Source organism: Pseudomonas sp. Q11 (assembly GCF_024494355.1).
GTDB classification, from domain to species: domain Bacteria; phylum Pseudomonadota; class Gammaproteobacteria; order Pseudomonadales; family Pseudomonadaceae; genus Aquipseudomonas; species Aquipseudomonas hefeiensis.
On the sequence record NZ_JAKNQY010000002.1, the window covers coordinates 1 to 16,040 of the forward strand.

22 protein-coding genes are annotated in these 16,040 nt (G+C 58.5%); 16 read left to right on the plus strand and 6 right to left on the minus strand.

The window, feature by feature from the left end; all coding sequences use genetic code 11:
* The first annotated feature begins 157 nt into the window (after window positions 1-157).
* Window positions 158-613: a DUF2214 family protein gene (locus tag MA884_RS02030; RefSeq protein ID WP_256228771.1), complete on the plus strand. Its 456-nt coding sequence runs from the start codon at window positions 158-160 to the stop codon at window positions 611-613.
* A gap of 197 nt (window positions 614-810) precedes the next feature.
* Here the strand turns inward: MA884_RS02030 and csrA are convergent, their stop codons facing one another.
* Window positions 811-1,005 carry a carbon storage regulator CsrA gene (gene csrA, locus MA884_RS02035; protein ID WP_003179932.1) on the minus strand — a complete coding sequence of 65 codons (195 nt, stop codon included), beginning with the start codon at window positions 1,003-1,005 and terminating at the stop codon, window positions 811-813.
* Between the two features lie 247 nt (window positions 1,006-1,252).
* Here csrA and MA884_RS02040 point away from each other — a divergent pair, with 247 nt between their 5' ends.
* Complete coding sequence (locus MA884_RS02040; RefSeq protein WP_256228772.1) at window positions 1,253-1,609, plus strand: SPOR domain-containing protein; 357 nt, start codon at window positions 1,253-1,255, stop codon at window positions 1,607-1,609.
* 154 nt (window positions 1,610-1,763) lie between these two features.
* On the opposite strand, the gene MA884_RS02045 is transcribed toward MA884_RS02040, so the two are convergent.
* Together MA884_RS02045 and MA884_RS02050 are read right to left on the minus strand one after the other, a co-directional pair.
* Window positions 1,764-2,453, minus strand: a complete 690-nt coding sequence (locus MA884_RS02045) for an endonuclease (protein WP_256228773.1) — start codon at window positions 2,451-2,453, stop codon at window positions 1,764-1,766.
* Between the two features lie 5 nt (window positions 2,454-2,458).
* The gene (locus MA884_RS02050; RefSeq protein WP_076385536.1) at window positions 2,459-2,758 is read right to left on the minus strand and encodes a DUF1654 domain-containing protein; all 300 of its coding nucleotides are present in this window, start codon (window positions 2,756-2,758) and stop codon (window positions 2,459-2,461) included.
* Window positions 2,759-2,891: 133 nt separating this feature from the next.
* Between MA884_RS02050 and MA884_RS02055 the strand changes: the two genes are divergently transcribed.
* The 8 genes from MA884_RS02055 (at window position 2,892) to MA884_RS02090 (ending at window position 10,470) form a co-directional block, all read left to right on the plus strand.
* Window positions 2,892-3,338, plus strand: a complete 447-nt coding sequence (locus MA884_RS02055) for a hypothetical protein (protein WP_256228777.1) — start codon at window positions 2,892-2,894, stop codon at window positions 3,336-3,338.
* A gap of 169 nt (window positions 3,339-3,507) precedes the next feature.
* Window positions 3,508-4,464, plus strand: a complete 957-nt coding sequence (locus MA884_RS02060; protein WP_160892971.1) for a sugar ABC transporter substrate-binding protein — start codon at window positions 3,508-3,510, stop codon at window positions 4,462-4,464.
* 58 nt (window positions 4,465-4,522) lie between these two features.
* The gene (locus MA884_RS02065; protein WP_256228780.1) at window positions 4,523-6,076 is read left to right on the plus strand and encodes a sugar ABC transporter ATP-binding protein; all 1,554 of its coding nucleotides are present in this window, start codon (window positions 4,523-4,525) and stop codon (window positions 6,074-6,076) included.
* Window positions 6,073-7,050 carry an ABC transporter permease gene (locus MA884_RS02070; protein WP_092455090.1) on the plus strand — a complete coding sequence of 326 codons (978 nt, stop codon included), beginning with the start codon at window positions 6,073-6,075 and terminating at the stop codon, window positions 7,048-7,050. The genes MA884_RS02065 and MA884_RS02070 overlap by 4 nt, the downstream gene beginning before the upstream one ends.
* A gap of 3 nt (window positions 7,051-7,053) precedes the next feature.
* Entirely contained in the window at window positions 7,054-8,073 is a 1,020-nt protein-coding gene (locus MA884_RS02075; RefSeq protein WP_256228782.1) for a LacI family DNA-binding transcriptional regulator, read from the plus strand.
* 23 nt (window positions 8,074-8,096) lie between these two features.
* Window positions 8,097-9,011: a ribokinase gene (rbsK, locus tag MA884_RS02080; protein WP_256228783.1), complete on the plus strand. Its 915-nt coding sequence runs from the start codon at window positions 8,097-8,099 to the stop codon at window positions 9,009-9,011.
* Entirely contained in the window at window positions 9,008-9,412 is a 405-nt protein-coding gene (gene rbsD / locus MA884_RS02085; protein WP_256228785.1) for a D-ribose pyranase, read from the plus strand. Before rbsK ends, rbsD begins: the two co-directional genes overlap by 4 nt.
* A gap of 29 nt (window positions 9,413-9,441) precedes the next feature.
* Entirely contained in the window at window positions 9,442-10,470 is a 1,029-nt protein-coding gene (locus tag MA884_RS02090) for a nucleoside hydrolase (protein WP_256228786.1), read from the plus strand.
* A 44-nt stretch (window positions 10,471-10,514) separates the two neighbouring features.
* On the opposite strand, the gene MA884_RS02095 is transcribed toward MA884_RS02090, so the two are convergent.
* A complete protein-coding gene (locus MA884_RS02095; protein ID WP_256228788.1) occupies window positions 10,515-10,712 on the minus strand; it encodes a hypothetical protein in 198 nt (65 codons plus the stop codon).
* Window positions 10,713-10,843: 131 nt separating this feature from the next.
* On the opposite strand from MA884_RS02095, the gene MA884_RS02100 reads away from it, so the two are divergent.
* Together MA884_RS02100 and MA884_RS02105 are read left to right on the plus strand one after the other, a co-directional pair.
* Window positions 10,844-11,149: a hypothetical protein gene (locus tag MA884_RS02100; protein WP_256228790.1), complete on the plus strand. Its 306-nt coding sequence runs from the start codon at window positions 10,844-10,846 to the stop codon at window positions 11,147-11,149.
* Between the two features lie 163 nt (window positions 11,150-11,312).
* Window positions 11,313-11,627 (plus strand): I78 family peptidase inhibitor, encoded by a 315-nt coding sequence (locus MA884_RS02105; RefSeq protein ID WP_256228792.1) that lies wholly within the window; start codon window positions 11,313-11,315, stop codon window positions 11,625-11,627.
* A gap of 66 nt (window positions 11,628-11,693) precedes the next feature.
* On the opposite strand, the gene MA884_RS02110 is transcribed toward MA884_RS02105, so the two are convergent.
* Both MA884_RS02110 and MA884_RS02115 read right to left on the minus strand, forming a co-directional pair.
* Window positions 11,694-11,906 (minus strand): cold-shock protein, encoded by a 213-nt coding sequence (locus MA884_RS02110; RefSeq protein WP_047229330.1) that lies wholly within the window; start codon window positions 11,904-11,906, stop codon window positions 11,694-11,696.
* 289 nt (window positions 11,907-12,195) lie between these two features.
* On the minus strand, window positions 12,196-12,498 hold the full coding sequence (locus tag MA884_RS02115) for a hypothetical protein (RefSeq protein ID WP_047229331.1): 303 nt from the start codon (window positions 12,496-12,498) through the stop codon (window positions 12,196-12,198).
* A gap of 373 nt (window positions 12,499-12,871) precedes the next feature.
* On the opposite strand from MA884_RS02115, the gene thrS reads away from it, so the two are divergent.
* The 4 genes from thrS to rplT are packed head-to-tail and all read left to right on the plus strand — an operon-like array spanning window position 12,872 to window position 15,987.
* Window positions 12,872-14,794, plus strand: a complete 1,923-nt coding sequence (gene thrS, locus MA884_RS02120; protein ID WP_256228795.1) for a threonine--tRNA ligase — start codon at window positions 12,872-12,874, stop codon at window positions 14,792-14,794.
* Window positions 14,794-15,345, plus strand: coding sequence for a translation initiation factor IF-3 (infC, locus tag MA884_RS02125; protein WP_256229182.1), 552 nt, complete (start codon window positions 14,794-14,796; stop codon window positions 15,343-15,345). Before thrS ends, infC begins: the two co-directional genes overlap by 1 nt.
* A gap of 60 nt (window positions 15,346-15,405) precedes the next feature.
* The gene (gene rpmI / locus MA884_RS02130) at window positions 15,406-15,600 is read left to right on the plus strand and encodes a 50S ribosomal protein L35 (RefSeq protein ID WP_002553160.1); all 195 of its coding nucleotides are present in this window, start codon (window positions 15,406-15,408) and stop codon (window positions 15,598-15,600) included.
* 30 nt (window positions 15,601-15,630) lie between these two features.
* Window positions 15,631-15,987 carry a 50S ribosomal protein L20 gene (gene rplT / locus MA884_RS02135; protein WP_002553161.1) on the plus strand — a complete coding sequence of 119 codons (357 nt, stop codon included), beginning with the start codon at window positions 15,631-15,633 and terminating at the stop codon, window positions 15,985-15,987.
* Window positions 15,988-16,040 lie beyond the last annotated feature (53 nt).

Consider the following 16,040-nt stretch of genomic DNA (forward strand, 5'->3'; position numbering starts at 1 on the left):
TAATACCGCATACGTCCTACGGGAGAAAGCAGGGGACCTTCGGGCCTTGCGCTATAAGGCTCGCTCCCACAGTTTTTTTGTATTCCGGTCCTGGCAATCATCCTGTTATGAGCTAGTACTGTCAGGTCAATTCGACATCCTCTGACAGGAGTCCTCCATGTTGGCTCATTGGTCTCTCGCGGCAATTCATCTTCTGGCGTTCGCCTTGGGGTTCTGGGCGGTACTTGCCCGTGGCACGGCGTTGCGACGCCTGGCGGGCGGTATGGACACGGTTCGAAATGTCTTGATGGCGGACAACCTGTGGGGACTATCGGCGGTGGTCCTGCTGGTGACCGGTGGGATGCGAGCTTTCGGCGGCTTCGAAAAAGGCACGGACTATTACCTGCACCAGCCGTTGTTTCACCTGAAAATGACCTTGTTCGTGTTGATCCTGTTGCTCGAGATCGCGCCGATGATCGCCTTGATCAAATGGCGGATGGCACTGGGTAAAGGCGGCGCGATCGATCCTTCGAAAGCCGGCCGGTTTGCACGAATCAGCCACATTGAAGCCTTGCTGCTAGTGCTGATGGTGGTCGCTGCCACAGGAATGGCTCGCGGCGTGAGGCTGGGTTAACCCGTCATGAATACCTGCTTCGTCGCCATTAAAACGAAACGTCTGACAGCCATGCTACGAGCAATGTCATTAGTATCGGTTTGACGGGATGGACGAAAAAATCATGGGCGGGATGGAGCGGGGGGAGGACGGTCGGCATGAATCTTTAGCCAGCCTTGTGACGATGCATACGGGCTGGCTACGGACTGCTACAGGGCTCAGGGCGTTTGCGGCTTGTCGGGGGCGGTAAGGCCCGCCTGAATACGCTGATAGATTTCTTCGCGGTGCACCGCAACGTTCTTTGGCGCGTTGATGCCGATACGAACTTGTTGGCCGCTAACGCCCAGAATGGTGATCGTGATGTCGTCACCAATGTTTATGCTTTCACCGACTTTGCGGGTGAGTATCAGCATGGTGTTCTCCTTGATTGCTTTATAGGGCACCTGATTCAGGCAGTGCAGATGTCGGTACTGCTTATAGATTAGTGCCAAGTGTCACAATGTGGGTGCCTCTTTCTGACGCGCAGACGCAGCATTAATTCCCAGGGTGCGACTATACAGAGACGCCGTGCAGGTTTCTCGTGTTTTGAGCACTGTTTGCGGCGGTATTGGCGGGTTTGAGTGCTAAAATCCTCGCTCCATGTCTTCCGGGGTAAACGTTGTGCGCAAATTGGCTTGGTTAATCGCGGTATTGGCGCTGGCAGGATGCGGTGAAGGGCGTGATGTCGAAACGCCGAAGCCGGCGGCGACCTCCGCGCCAGCCGTCGCTGTGCCGCAGTGGGGTGTCGAGGTCCGTGGCGAGATCCCGCAGGCTGTCAGTGACCTGACCGCCTGGCTCATCGAGCACAGTTTTGTATCAAGCGTGGTGAAAGAGAATGGCAAGGACCGGGTTCTGGTCGGGCCTTTCAATTCAAAGGCCGAAGCCGAGGCGAAGCAGGAGCAATTGAACGCCGCACTGGTTCGAGCGAAAAAGCGCAACATCGAGTCGCTGGTGGTGGATTACCCGACCGCTCAATAAGCCCAGCAGAATAGAACAGTCAGATAAGCCACAACACCTGTGGGAGCGAGCCTGCTCGCGATAGCAGTGGGTCGCCAACGTTGACGTTGGCAGGCATGTCCCTATCGCGAGCAAGCTCACCCACAGTTGATTTGCGCTGTTCACTCATGCGAGGTCAACCACAGGCCTTCAAATTCACTGAGCCTACGAACTCGTTTCCACGTCCCATCACGCACGCCACGCTCTGGTTGCGCTGGCGCTCCCAGCTCTGCACCGGGTAGGTCTTGTCCCAGGCTTCATACAGGCGCCGGTCCTGTTTCGAGAGGCGCAGGCCGTACTGCTTGCTCATGTAGAAATACGTCCGGGCGATCATTCCACGGATGGAAGGGCGGGGCATGACTTTCTTGGCTTTGAAATCCACCTGGGTCAGGCACGAGCCGTACTGGCCCTTCTGCGTTGGCAGCCAGCCAAAGCTGAAGTTGCTGCGGTCGCCGTTCACTTCCCCGATGCTTGGCACCAGATTGTGGAGGTCGGCCTCGGCCCGTTGATAGACCGGGTCATGGCGGGTGCAATTCTTTCGGCCGCCTTGTTGCCAGCATTGACGCTGATGACCGATCTGCCAAGCCGGGACGATATGCTCCCACTCGATACGCGCGGCGCGATTGGCGTTTTTGCGCGGCACATAACCGCAGGCTGCCAGGTTCACGCGATTGCCTGAGTATTTGCAGCCACAGTAGAACTCGGTGGATTGGGGGGCATAGAGTTTCCAGGCGACTTTCTTGGCCTCGCGGAACGTACGGGGCGCATCGGCTTGCGCGCCCATGGCGACCATCACAAGCAATAAAGCAAAACAACGAACACTCATCAGACTCAATCTTCCTTCGGCACAACCCAGAACACCTGCACACCGCCATCGTCGCGATAGGCGAGGGTCACATTGTCGTTCTCGTCGATTTCTTCCAGCAGGCGCTCCCACTCATCCACCGGCTCCTCGGGAAGCCGGAAGATCAGGGCCGCCTTGGCTTTTTGTGCGGTGGGGGAGTTGATGATTTTCGAGACCCGCAGGCCAAGACGGGTATAGGAATCTAAGGGGGTAGTTGCAGCGGACGGCGTTGCCACAGGATTATCCTTATTGAGCTGTACGTGCGTACAGTATTTAACCGTAGGCATTTACGCAACTGCTTAAAATTCAAGAAAATCCTCTGACAACGCTTTTTCCGTTTTGGTGTAGGAAAAATTAAGCTAAAGAAGCCGCTCAAGCAGTCGATGGCCTTTGTAGGAATCTCATCCATGGAGTTTTGTTATGTCGTTTTCCGTCGGCTTTCCAAATGCTGCTGCCGTCACCATCGGCGGCAAGTCCGCGGCCACGCTCAATGCCTTGAGCCAAGCGAGCGCTGAGGCAGCCGATGAGACCCTCGGCCAGACGCAGGCGCCAGGCCAGGTCCGTACGAGCATGAGCCCTGCGTCCGAAGGCAAGGCCGAAAAGAGCGCGAGCACCCAAAGCATTGCCGTGCAGGTGTTGCTCAAGCGCATGCAAGAGCTTCAACAGCAGCTCAGAGAACAGCAACAACAGTTGGCTGCTGCGCAGAAGCAGGCCTATCCGACACCCGAAGCCAAAACCTCGACAGTCATGGCGATACAAGGCCAGATTGCCGACACCAGCGGCGCGTTGCTGGAGGTCACCGGCCATCTGATCACAGAGCTGGCCAAGGGCTCCGGCTCGGGTGCCCTGGTCAACACGATGGTCTGAGCCCGCAGCCTCGCGGTGAAATCCGCACGTTGACAAATCCTGGAAGCTTTACCATAGTTCCTTTCACGCAAACGTTTGCGCAGCCTTCGCTGATGCTTGGCGACGGCCTGTGGAACGACTTCCCGTGCAACGATTTTGCTCAAAATAATCATAAAATCGGAGTGAACCCATGAAGTTGCCATTCGCTGGACGCCTTCTCGCCGTCGCCATGCTCGCGGCCGCATCCGCTGCGCTGCCTTTCTCTTCGGCATTCGCCCAGACCCCGGAAAAACCCAAGGTTGCCCTGGTCATGAAATCCCTGGCCAACGAGTTCTTCCTGACCATGGAAGACGGCGCCAAGGCCTACCAGAAGGAACACTCCGCCGATTTCGACCTGATCTCCAACGGGATCAAGGATGAAACCGACACCGCCAACCAGATCCGCATTGTTGAGCAGATGATCGTGTCCAAGGTCGATGCCCTCATCATCGCGCCAGCCGATTCCAAGGCCATGGTGCCGGTGATCAAGAAAGCCGTCGACGCCGGCATCACCGTGATCAACATCGACAACCAGCTCGATCCGGCCGTGGTCAAAAGCAAAAACATCACTGTGCCGTTCGTAGGCCCGGACAATCGCAAGGGGGCGCGTCTGGTGGGTGAGTACCTGGCCAAGCAGCTCAAGGCCGGTGATGAGGTCGGTATCATCGAAGGCGTGTCCACCACCACCAACGCCCAGGCACGCACCGCCGGCTTCAAGGATGCAATGGAAGCGGCGCAGATCAAGGTCGTTTCCCTGCAATCGGGCGACTGGGAAATCAACAAGGGCAATCAGGTTGCCGCCTCGATGCTCAGCGAATACCCGAACATCAAGGCACTGCTGGCCGGTAACGACAGCATGGCGGTCGGCGCGGTATCGGCCATTCGGGCTGCCGGCAAGGCGGGCAAGGTAAAAGTGGTCGGTTACGACAACATCAACGCCATCAAGCCGATGCTCAAGGACGGTCGTGTTCTGGCGACTGCCGACCAGTTCGCCGCCAAGCAGGCTGTTTTCGGCATCGAGACCGCCCTGAAGATCCTCAAGGGCGAAGCCGTCGACAGCGGCACCAACGGCGTTATCGAAACTCCGGTCGAGCTGGTGACCCAGTAGTTATTCTGGCGACACAACGACGCTCGCCATTACTGGCGGGCGTATTGGAGAGTTTTTTATGTCCGTTCGCGACCCGAACGCTGTCCTTTCGGTCAGCGGCATCGGCAAGACCTATGCCCAGCCGGTACTGACCGACATCGACCTGACGTTGATGCGGGGTGAAGTGCTGGCGCTGACCGGCGAAAATGGCGCCGGTAAGAGCACCCTGTCCAAGATCATCGGCGGGCTGGTGACGCCGACCACCGGGCAGATGCAATTCCAGGGACAGGATTATCGTCCTGGCAGCCGCACCCAGGCTGAAGAGCTGGGCGTGCGCATGGTGATGCAGGAGCTCAACCTGCTGCCGACGCTTTCCGTGGCCGAAAACCTGTTTCTCGACAACTTGCCCAGCCACGGTGGCTGGATCAGCCGTAAGCAGTTGCGCACAGCGGCGGTCGAGGCCATGGCCCAGGTGGGGCTCGATGCGATCGACCCTGACACACTGGTCGGTGAGTTGGGTATCGGTCACCAGCAGATGGTCGAAATCGCCCGCAACCTGATCGGTGATTGCCATGTGCTGATTCTCGACGAGCCGACCGCGATGCTGACCGCTCGTGAGGTCGAGATGCTCTTTGAGCAGATCACTCGTTTGCAGGCGCGGGGCGTGTCGATCATCTATATCTCCCATCGCCTCGAAGAACTGGCTCGGGTCGCCCAGCGCATTGCGGTATTGCGTGACGGTAATCTGGTCTGCGTCGAGCCGATGGCCAACTACAACAGCGAGCAACTGGTGACGCTGATGGTCGGGCGGGAGCTGGGCGAGCACATCGACCTGGGCCCGCGCCAGATCGGCGCGCCGGCATTGACCGTCAACGGCTTGAGCCGTTCGGACAAGGTCCGCGATGTGTCCTTCGAGGTGCGCAGCGGCGAGATATTTGGTATTTCCGGGCTGATCGGGGCAGGGCGCACCGAACTGCTTCGGCTGATCTTCGGCGCCGATGCGGCCGACAGCGGCACGGTGGCGCTGGGTTCGCCGGCCCGTGTCGTCAGTATTCGCTCGCCGTCCGATGCGGTGGCCCACGGCATCGCGCTGATCACCGAGGACCGCAAGGGCGAAGGCCTGCTGCTGACTCAATCCATCGCCGCCAACATTGCCCTGGGCAACATGCCGGAAATCTCCAGCGCCGGCTTCGTCAATGGTGGCGAGGAGTTCTCGTTGGCGCAGCGGCAGATCGACGCCATGCGAATCCGCAGCTCCAGCCCGACGCAGTTGGTGTCCGAACTGTCGGGCGGCAATCAACAGAAGGTCGTCATCGGTCGCTGGCTCGAACGCGATTGCTCGGTATTGCTGTTCGACGAGCCGACCCGAGGCATCGACGTCGGCGCCAAATTCGACATCTATGCGCTGCTCGGTGAGCTGACGCGCCAGGGCAAGGCGCTGGTCGTGGTGTCCAGCGACCTGCGGGAATTGATGCTGATCTGTGACCGGATCGGTGTGCTGTCCGCCGGACGCCTGATTGACACCTTCGAGCGTGACAGCTGGACCCAGGATGACTTGCTTGCCGCCGCATTCGCCGGCTACCAGAAACGTGATGCGTTGCTCAACGAAGCAGCGCCTAGGGACTTCTCATGAAAACCGTATCTGCCGTCGGCAAGCCGAGTGGCAACTTCTATGGCCTGGGTACCTACCTGGGACTGGCCGGTGCCTTGTTGGCGATGATCGCGTTGTTCTCGGTCCTGAGCAGCCATTTTCTTTCGTATGACACTTTCAGCACCCTGGCCAACCAGATTCCAGACCTCATGGTGCTGGCGGTCGGCATGACCTTCATCCTGATCATCGGCGGTATCGATCTGTCGGTCGGGTCGGTGCTGGCCCTGGCCGCCTCGACGGTGAGCGTGGCGGTGCTGGGCTGGGGCTGGAGCGTCTGGCCAGCGGCATTGTTGGGCATGGCCGTGGCGGCGCTGGCTGGCACCGTCACCGGTTCGATTACCGTGGCGTGGCGGATCCCGTCGTTCATCGTTTCCCTTGGCGTGCTGGAAATGGCCCGAGGCCTGGCGTACCAGATGACCGGCTCGCGGACGGCCTACATCGGGGATTCCTTCGCCTGGCTGTCCAACCCGATCGCCTTCGGCATTTCACCGTCATTCATCATTGCCTTGTTGGTGATCTTCATTGCCCAGGCTGTGCTGACCCGCACCGTGTTTGGCCGTTACTTGATCGGTATCGGCACCAATGAGGAGGCCGTGCGCCTGGCGGGTATCAATCCAAAGCCCTACAAGATCCTGGTGTTCAGCCTGATGGGCTTGCTGGCCGGTCTGGCCGCGCTGTTCCAGATTTCCCGCCTGGAGGCGGCAGACCCGAACGCCGGTTCAGGGCTCGAGCTGCAGGTCATCGCTGCTGTGGTCATCGGCGGCACGAGCCTGATGGGCGGGCGCGGTTCGGTCATCAGCACGTTCTTTGGCGTGCTGATCATCTCTGTGCTGGCAGCGGGCCTGGCGCAGATTGGCGCCTCCGAACCGACCAAGCGCATCATTACCGGCGCGGTGATCGTCGTTGCGGTGGTGCTCGACACCTACCGCAGCCAGCGCGCCAGTCGGCGGGCCTGAACCATGGCAACGATCAAGGATGTGGCGGCGCTCGCAGGAATTTCCTACACGACGGTGTCCCACGTAGTGAACAAGACGCGGCCGGTCAGCGAAGAGGTGCGGCTCAAGGTCGAGGCCGCCATCGAGCGCCTCGACTACGTGCCCAGCGCAGTGGCCCGGTCGCTCAAGGCCAAGACCACCGCGACCATTGGCCTGCTGGTGCCCAACAGCCTCAACCCCTACTTTGCCGAACTGGCCCGGGGGATCGAGGATTACTGTGAGCGCAACGGCTACTGCGTGATCCTGTGCAACTCCGATGACAACCCGGACAAGCAGCGCAGTTATCTGCGGGTGCTGCTGGAAAAACGCATCGACGGTCTGATCGTCGCTTCCGCTGGCGGCGACGTCGGTCTCGCCCAGGGGCTGACCAACGTGCGCACGCCCATGGTCATCGTCGACCGTGGGCTTGACGGCGTCGACGCGGACCTGGTGCGCATCGACCATGAGCTCGGCGCGTACCTGGCCACCCAGCACCTGCTGGAGTTGGGCCACCGTGATATCGCTTTTATCGGTGGTCCGGCGGACACCAGCGTGGCGCAGATGCGTCTGGCTGGTTACTGCCGCGCCCTGAAAGAGGCGGGGATCGAGCTGCCCGTCGAGCGCATGCTCGAAAGCGATTTCACCAGTACCGGTGGTTACCAGGCGGCGGCCAGGCTGCTCGAGCATCAGCCACCCAGTGCGATTTTTGCGGCCAACGACATGATCGGAATCGGTGTGCTGCGCGCTGCGGCCGAGCGCAACGTGCGCGTGCCCAGTGAACTGTCGGTCATTGGTTTCGATGACATTCAGATGAGCCGTTATGTCTATCCGGCGCTGACCACGGTGGGGCAGTCGATCCTGCAGCTCGGTGAGATGGCCGCTGAAGTGCTGTTGCGGCGGATCGCAACGCCGGGACTTGCCACCGATCAGCGGATCGTGACGCCCAGCATTGTCTTGCGAGAGTCGACTGCACCACTGTCCGGTACATTCGCCCAATACCGCTGAACCGAATTGATGAGTGACGATGTATGCCAGCAAAAGTAGTGGTAATAGGCAGCCTGAACATGGACCTGGTGACCCGTGCGCCACGTCTGCCCAAGGGTGGTGAAACGCTGATCGGTGAATCGTTCTGCACCATCCCGGGAGGGAAGGGGGCTAATCAGGCCGTCGCCGCGGCGCGCCTGGGAGCGAAGGTGTCCATGGTCGGTTGCGTGGGCAGTGATGCCTATGGCCAGCAATTACGCGGGGCGCTGCTGGACGAGGGCATCGACTGTCAGTCTGTCAGCATCGTGGCCGGCTCCAGCGGCGTAGCGCTGATCGTTGTCGACGACAACAGCCAGAATGCGATCGTTATCGTTGCCGGCGCCAACGGTGTGCTCACCCCTGATGTTTTGGACCGGTTCGATGAGGTGCTGCAAAGCGCCGATGTCATTATCTGCCAGTTGGAGGTGCCGGACGCGACCGTCGGGCATGCACTCAAGCGGGGCCGGGAACTGGGCAAGACCGTCATCCTGAACCCGGCACCGGCCTCCCGTGCGCTGCCGGCCGACTGGTACGCCTCTATCGACTATCTGATTCCCAATGAAAGCGAAGCCGCCGTGCTGAGCGGGCTGACGGTGGACTCCCTGGAAACCGCCGAAGCCGCCGCGACGCAATTGATCGCCGCCGGTGCCGGCAAGGTGATCGTGACCCTGGGTGCCCAGGGCCTGATGTTCGCCAACGGCGCGAGCTTTGAGCACTTCCCGGCGCCGCTGGTCAAGGCGGTGGACACCACGGCGGCCGGAGATACCTTTGTCGGCGGCTTCGCGGCAGCGTTGGCTGACGGCAAAAGCGAGGTCGAGGCGATTCGTTTTGGTCAGGTCGCCGCGGCGTTGTCGGTCACCCGTGCGGGGGCACAGCCCTCCATTCCCACCTGGCTGGAAGTACAGGCTTTCAAATCATGAAAAAGACACCGTTGTTGAATATCGCGCTGTCGCGACTGATCGCTTCCCTTGGCCATGGCGACAAGGTGGTCATCGGGGATGCGGGGTTGCCGGTGCCCCCCCAGGTCGAATTGATCGACCTGGCCCTGACCCACGGCATTCCGGATTTTGTCAGCACCCTGAAAGTGGTGCTCAGCGAAATGCAGGTGGAGAGCCACGTGCTTGCTGAAGAAATTTTCGATAAACAACCCTCGGCCCTGGCGACACTGGAGGCACTTCATGCCGATGGCGCGCTGGGGGCGCGAGAGCTGGTCAGCCATGAACAGTTCAAGGCGGTCAGCCGGCAAGCTCGGGCGATTATTCGCACGGGAGAATGCTCCCCGTACTGCAACATCGTATTGATTGCCGGAGTAACGTTCTAACCCTGTCAACCCTGCACAAGGAATGCGCCATGCACCACTATGCTCAGAAAATGCATCAACTGTTGCGGAGTCTGCTGCTTTTGTCATTGATCACCGCTACGAGCGCCCAGGCGGCGGAAAAAATTGACCTGATCATCGACACCGACCCGGGCGCCGATGATGTGGTTGCCCTGTTATTCGCCCTGGCTTCTCCCGAGGAGCTGAATATCCGTGGGCTGACCACCGTCGCCGGTAACGTTCGCCTGGACAAGACATCGCGCAACGCTCGCCTGGCCCGGGAATGGGCGGGCCGCGAAGACGTGCCGGTGTATGCCGGTGCGCCGAAGCCGATGATGCGCACACCCATCTACGCGGAAAACATTCATGGCAAGGAAGGCCTGTCGGGTGTCGAGGTGTATGAGCCGAAGAAGGGGCTGGCCAAGGGCAACGCCGTCAACTACCTGATCGACAGCCTCAAGGCTGCCAAACCCCATAGCATCACCATTGCCATGCTTGGCCCGCAGACCAACCTGGCCCTGGCCTTGATACAGGAGCCCGAGATTGTCCAGGGCATCAAGGAAGTGGTGATCATGGGCGGTGCGCACTTCAACGGCGGCAATATCACGCCGGTGGCCGAGTTCAACCTGTTCGCTGACCCACAGGCCGCAGAAGTGGTGCTCAAGAGCGGTGTGAAGCTCACCTATCTGCCGCTGGACGTGACCCACAAGATCCTCACCAGCGAAGCGCGCCTGAAGCAGATCGCCGCCGTGAACAACAAGGCCAGCAAGATCGTCGGCGACATTCTCAACGAATACGTCAAAGGTGATATGGAGCATTACGGCATGACGGGTGGCCCGGTGCACGATGCGACGGTGGTCGCTTACCTGCTCAAGCCGCAGTTGTTTACCGGGCGTTCGGTCAACGTCGTGGTGGACAGCCGTGAAGGCCCGACTTTCGGACAGACCATCGTTGACTGGTACGACGGCCTGAAGGCGCCAAAGAATGCGTACTGGGTGCAGGATGGCGATGCTCAGGGCTTTTTTGACCTGCTGACCGAGCGTCTGGCGCGCCTGAAGTAATCGGTCTTGCCGAACACCCGCAGGCCAGGGCCTGCGGGTGTGTTTCAATCCATCGCTTCAATGCTGCTCGGGTATCGTTCGAACGCTTGCTGGATAAAGTTCAGGGCGGCCTTCGTTCCCAATTCCTTGACCAACAGTTCTATACCGATGATTGCCAGTTCTTCGGGGCTGCCAGGGCTGTAGGAGCTGTGACCCTCCGACCATTTGGCATTGATGGTGGCTTCGATGCTGACGGTACTCATGGTCGGGCTCGCGAGTTGGGAGGCCTGTAGGTTGAGTTAACCATTTTTGCCTGGCGTTTGGCACTGCGACTTAGGCATCAGGGAAGGGCTGTGCGACACTTGTCTTTTGAATTTCTGAAGAGGCCCCCGCCGTGCAGATCGATTTGAACGCTCCTGACGGGTTGACCCTTGACGCGGTTCGTCAGTTGCTGGCGTCGGCCAGTGATGACGAACACACCCAACTGCGCGTGACCAAGGGTGGTATCGCCTATTTGTCTTCGGGCGTGGTGGGCGGTGTGGAGATCGACGGGCTATCGTTTCGGCTGGAAACGTGGGCGAAAGGTTCAGGCTACGTCGGAAGGGTCGCCGCCAGCGACGAGGTCTGGGTCATGCAGATCTACAATGCGTTGAAAGACAACTGGCCGAATCCACCCTTTGACTACATTGACGTTTACTGAGCACCATTCATATTCAGTCACGATTCATGCCTGAACCGGCAACTCGGCTCAGGCAAACTGCCTGTTTTCCAGATGAGGGCACCATGATAGCCCTGGTGTTGAAACCAAGCGTCGTTTGGGCTGTCGCACGCTCTCTGTTTATTTATCAAGAAAAGGAGGCTTCATGCCTTGGAAGCTCGCGTCATTGAGTACTTTGCTGGCCGTCGCACTCTTGAGCGGTTGCAGTAGCACCTCTGAATCGACCCCTGACCCAGTGGCAACAGAAACGGGTTACAGCCGCTGCGAAGCAAAAGGTGCCGAGTTTGCCATTGGCAAGAAGGCCTCGCCGCAACTGCTGGAACAAGCCCGCACCCGTGCCGGTGCGCAGAATGCGCGAATCCTCAAGCCCAACGACATGGTGACGCTTGAGTACCGCTCAGATCGCCTGAATCTCAACACCGATGCCAACCTGGTCATCAACCGGGTGAACTGCGGCTGATTGATTTTTCAATCGGCCATAAAAAACCCCGTCACATGGACGGGGTTTTTTGTGCTCGCCGAGAAATTACTCTGGGCGAACCTGTGCAGCTTGCATACCCTTTTGGCCTTTCTCAGCCACGAAGGAAACGGTCTGGCCTTCTTTCAGGCTTTTGAAACCGTCGCTTTCGATAGCTTTGAAGTGTACGAACAGGTCGTCACCGCCACCTGTAGGAGTGATGAAGCCGAAGCCTTTTTCATCGTTGAACCATTTAACGGTGCCGGTTTGGCGATTAGACATGGTGTATCTCCAAGAAACATATATTTTCAGTGTACTGTGCTGCTCAGGCCAACTGGGCACACCGGGGTATCATAGTCGAAATGTTCGATTTGGGAGCCCCCCGGACGCGCTGTTTGCCAATCAGTCGTGTTTTCTTTACTGCCTTGTCCGGCTGAAAGGCCCGGTTTTAAAGGCTTTCGGCCGAACGTAAAGACAATAAAAAAAGCTGTAAAACCTGAATAAATCGGTCAAAAAGGCCTGAAATCAGCGTTTTTTATCGATGCACGGCTCTGTCCAAAGACCCGTGTTCTTACTTTTTAGCCTTGTTATCGGCCTTGCATTTTGCAATCTGCCCCAGTGCTTTTTGCTGCAGCTGTGGGGTCGCCTTGTTGTCCATCAAGGCCTGAATGTCGGCTGCCGGGTAGGACTTGATCGCATCGGCGCCACAGGCGCAATGAGATTTGGCCGCCGCCGCGCCGATCTGTGGCGTTGCCGCCTCAGTGCACTGGGCCATGTATTTCTCACGCTCGCCTTTAGGCCATTCGGCGTGGGCGGTCAGTGGAAGCAGCAGGGCGAGGGGGGCGACTACTGCAAATAAGGTGTTCAGACGCATGCGAAGATGCTCCTTTCGGGTCGATGTCTTGTTATCTGAGGCGTAGCGGACGGTTCAGTTCAGCACTCTGGCATAAAAACCGTGGATTTACGTCCGCTTCAATCCGGGCGCGGCGATGACCGTTCATCTGTGCTAGCATGCCGGGCTCGGGTATTTTCAGGCTCCGGAGGACAACAGGTCCCGGCGGCGGCAAATGTTCGATTAACCCTGATTTGAATCCCAGTCACTCTGGTTCGGTTTTCCCGGTTGGCCGCAAGGCTCCTGCCGCTGTAAGGCAGGCGTTCGTCATTGAATGGCCTGGACTGGATCTTGTACTGGCTCATCCCAACCCACGTGACCTTTGGTAGGGGTCACCACTAGGAGAGGAGGCGCCATGCCAACTATTACTCTTCCCGACGGCAGTCAACGTTCATTCGATCATCCGGTCTCCGTGGCCGAGGTCGCCGCATCCATTGGCGCGGGCCTGGCCAAGGCCACCCTGGCTGGCAAGGTCAACGGCAAACTGGTCGATGCCAGCGACGTCATCGACAGCGACGCTACGCTGCAAATCATCACGCCCAAGGATGAAGAGGGGCTGGAGATCATTCGCCACTCTTGCGCGCACCTGGTCGGCCATGCGGTCAAGCAGTTGTATCCGAGCGCGAAGATGGTCATCGGGCCGGTCATCGACGAAGGCTTCTATTACGACATCGCCTTTGAGCGTCCTTTCACGCCGGAAGACATGGCGGCCATCGAACAGCGTATGCAGCAGCTGATCGAGAAAGATTACGACGTCATCAAGAAAGTGACCCCGCGCGCCGAAGTCATCGAAGTGTTCAAGGCCCGTGGCGAGGATTACAAGCTGCGTCTGGTGGAAGAAATGCCGGACGAGCAGGCCATGGGCCTGTACTACCACGAAGAATACGTCGACATGTGCCGTGGCCCGCATGTGCCGAACACCCGCTTCCTGAAGTCTTTCAAGCTGACCAAGCTGTCCGGCGCCTATTGGCGTGGCGATGCGAAGAACGAGCAGTTGCAGCGCGTCTACGGCACTGCCTGGGCCGACAAGAAGCAACTGGCGGCTTACATCCAGCGTATCGAGGAAGCCGAGAAGCGTGACCATCGCAAGATCGGCAAGCGCCTGGGCCTGTTCCATACCCAGGAAGAATCCCCGGGCATGGTGTTCTGGCATCCGAACGGCTGGACCCTGTACCAGGTGCTCGAGCAGTACATGCGCCAGGTCCAGCGTGAAAACGGCTACCTGGAGATCAAGACGCCGCAAGTGGTGGACCGCAGCCTGTGGGAGAAATCCGGGCACTGGGCCAACTACGCCGACAACATGTTCACCACCCAGTCGGAAAACCGCGACTACGCCATCAAGCCAATGAACTGCCCGTGCCACGTGCAGGTGTTCAATCAGGGCCTGAAAAGCTACCGCGAGCTGCCGATGCGTCTGGCCGAGTTCGGTGCCTGCCACCGTAACGAGCCGTCGGGTGCGCTGCACGGCATCATGCGCGTGCGTGCTTTCACCCAGGACGATGCGCATATCTTCTGCACCGAAGAGCAGATGCAGGCCGAATCCGCTGCCTTCATCAAGCTGACCATGGACGTCTACCGGGACTTCGGCTTCACCGAAGTCGAAATGAAGCTGTCCACTCGTCCGGAAAAACGCGTCGGTTCCGACGAGTTGTGGGATCGCGCCGAAGCGGCACTGGCCGCAGCCCTCGACAGCGCGGGCCTTGCGTACGATCTGCAGCCGGGAGAGGGCGCTTTCTACGGCCCGAAGATCGAGTTCTCGCTGAAAGATTGCCTCGGTCGTGTCTGGCAGTGTGGTACCCTGCAGCTCGATTTTAACCTGCCGATCCGTCTGGGCGCCGAATACGTGTCCGAAGACAACAGTCGCAAGCACCCGGTCATGCTTCACCGCGCGATCCTCGGTTCCTTCGAGCGTTTCGTCGGGATTCTGATCGAACACTACGAAGGGGCATTCCCTGCGTGGCTGGCGCCGACCCAGGCAGTGATCATGAATATCACTGACAAGCAGGCAGATTTTGCCGCTGAAGTCGAAAAAACTCTCAACCAAAGCGGATTTCGTGCCAAGTCCGACTTGAGAAATGAAAAGATCGGCTTTAAAATCCGCGAGCATACTTTGCTCAAGGTTCCTTTTCTCTTGGTTATCGGAGATCGGGAAGTCGAGATGCAGACTGTCGCTGTGCGTACTCGTGAAGGTGCTGACCTGGGCTCGATGCCCGTCGCCGAATTCGCTGAGTTCCTCGCGCAAGCGGTTTCCCGGCGTGGTCGCCCAGATTCGGAGTAATTACTATTAAGCGTGAAATGAGACAAGATAAACGAGCTGCACCGAAAGCCCCGATCAACGAGAATATCTCGGCACGCGAGGTTCGGTTAATTGGTGCTGAAGGTGAACAGCTTGGGATTGTGTCAATTGAAGACGCGCTTCTTAAGGCTGAAGAGGCCAAACTGGATTTGGTGGAAATTTCCGCCGATGCAGTACCCCCTGTTTGCAAACTGATGGACTACGGCAAATCGATCTTCGAAAAGAAGAAGCAGATTGCTGCGGCGAAGAAAAACCAGAAGCAGATTCAGGTAAAAGAAATCAAGTTTCGTCCAGGGACGGAGGAAGGGGATTACCAGGTAAAACTGCGCAACCTGGTACGTTTCCTGAGTGACGGGGACAGGGCCAAGGTATCCTTGCGATTCCGCGGCCGTGAGATGGCCCACCAGGAGCTGGGGATGGAACTCCTCAAGCGGGTTGAACAAGACCTGCTCGAGTACGGTTCGGTCGAACAGCATCCTAAGATGGAAGGACGCCAGCTGATCATGGTCATCGCCCCGAAAAAGAAGAAGTAATCAACAGGGCACGGCAGGCCTTGCGATTATGTTTATCAACTGAATGCGGAGTATCCGAACATGCCAAAGATGAAAACTAAAAGTGGTGCTGCTAAGCGGTTTCTGAAAACTGCTAACGGTATCAAGCACAAGCACGCTTTCAAGAGCCACATCCTGACCAAAATGTCGACCAAGCGTAAGCGTCAACTGCGCGGTAGCAGCTTGCTGCATCCGTCTGACGTGGCAAAAGTCGAGCGCATGCTGCGCCTTCGTTAATTTTTGGATCAAGAATAGAGGAAGTAACTCATGGCTCGTGTAAAGCGTGGCGTCATTGCCCGTAAGCGTCACAAAAAAATTCTGAAACTTGCTAAAGGCTACTACGGCGCGCGTTCCCGCGTATTCCGTGTTGCCAAGCAAGCGGTAATCAAGGCAGGCCAATACGCCTACCGTGACCGTCGTCAGAAAAAACGTCAGTTCCGCGCTCTGTGGATCGCTCGTATCAACGCTGGTGCTCGTGTTAACGGTCTGTCCTACAGCCGTTTCATTGCCGGCCTGAAAAAAGCGTCCATCGAGATCGACCGTAAGGTTCTGGCTGATCTGGCAGTGAACGAAAAAGCGGCGTTTGCTGCGATTGTCGAGAAAGCTAAAGCCACCTTGGCTTAAGTACCCCCGACAGTCACCCGGCCTCACCTCTGTGGGGCCAGGTGTTAAACGTC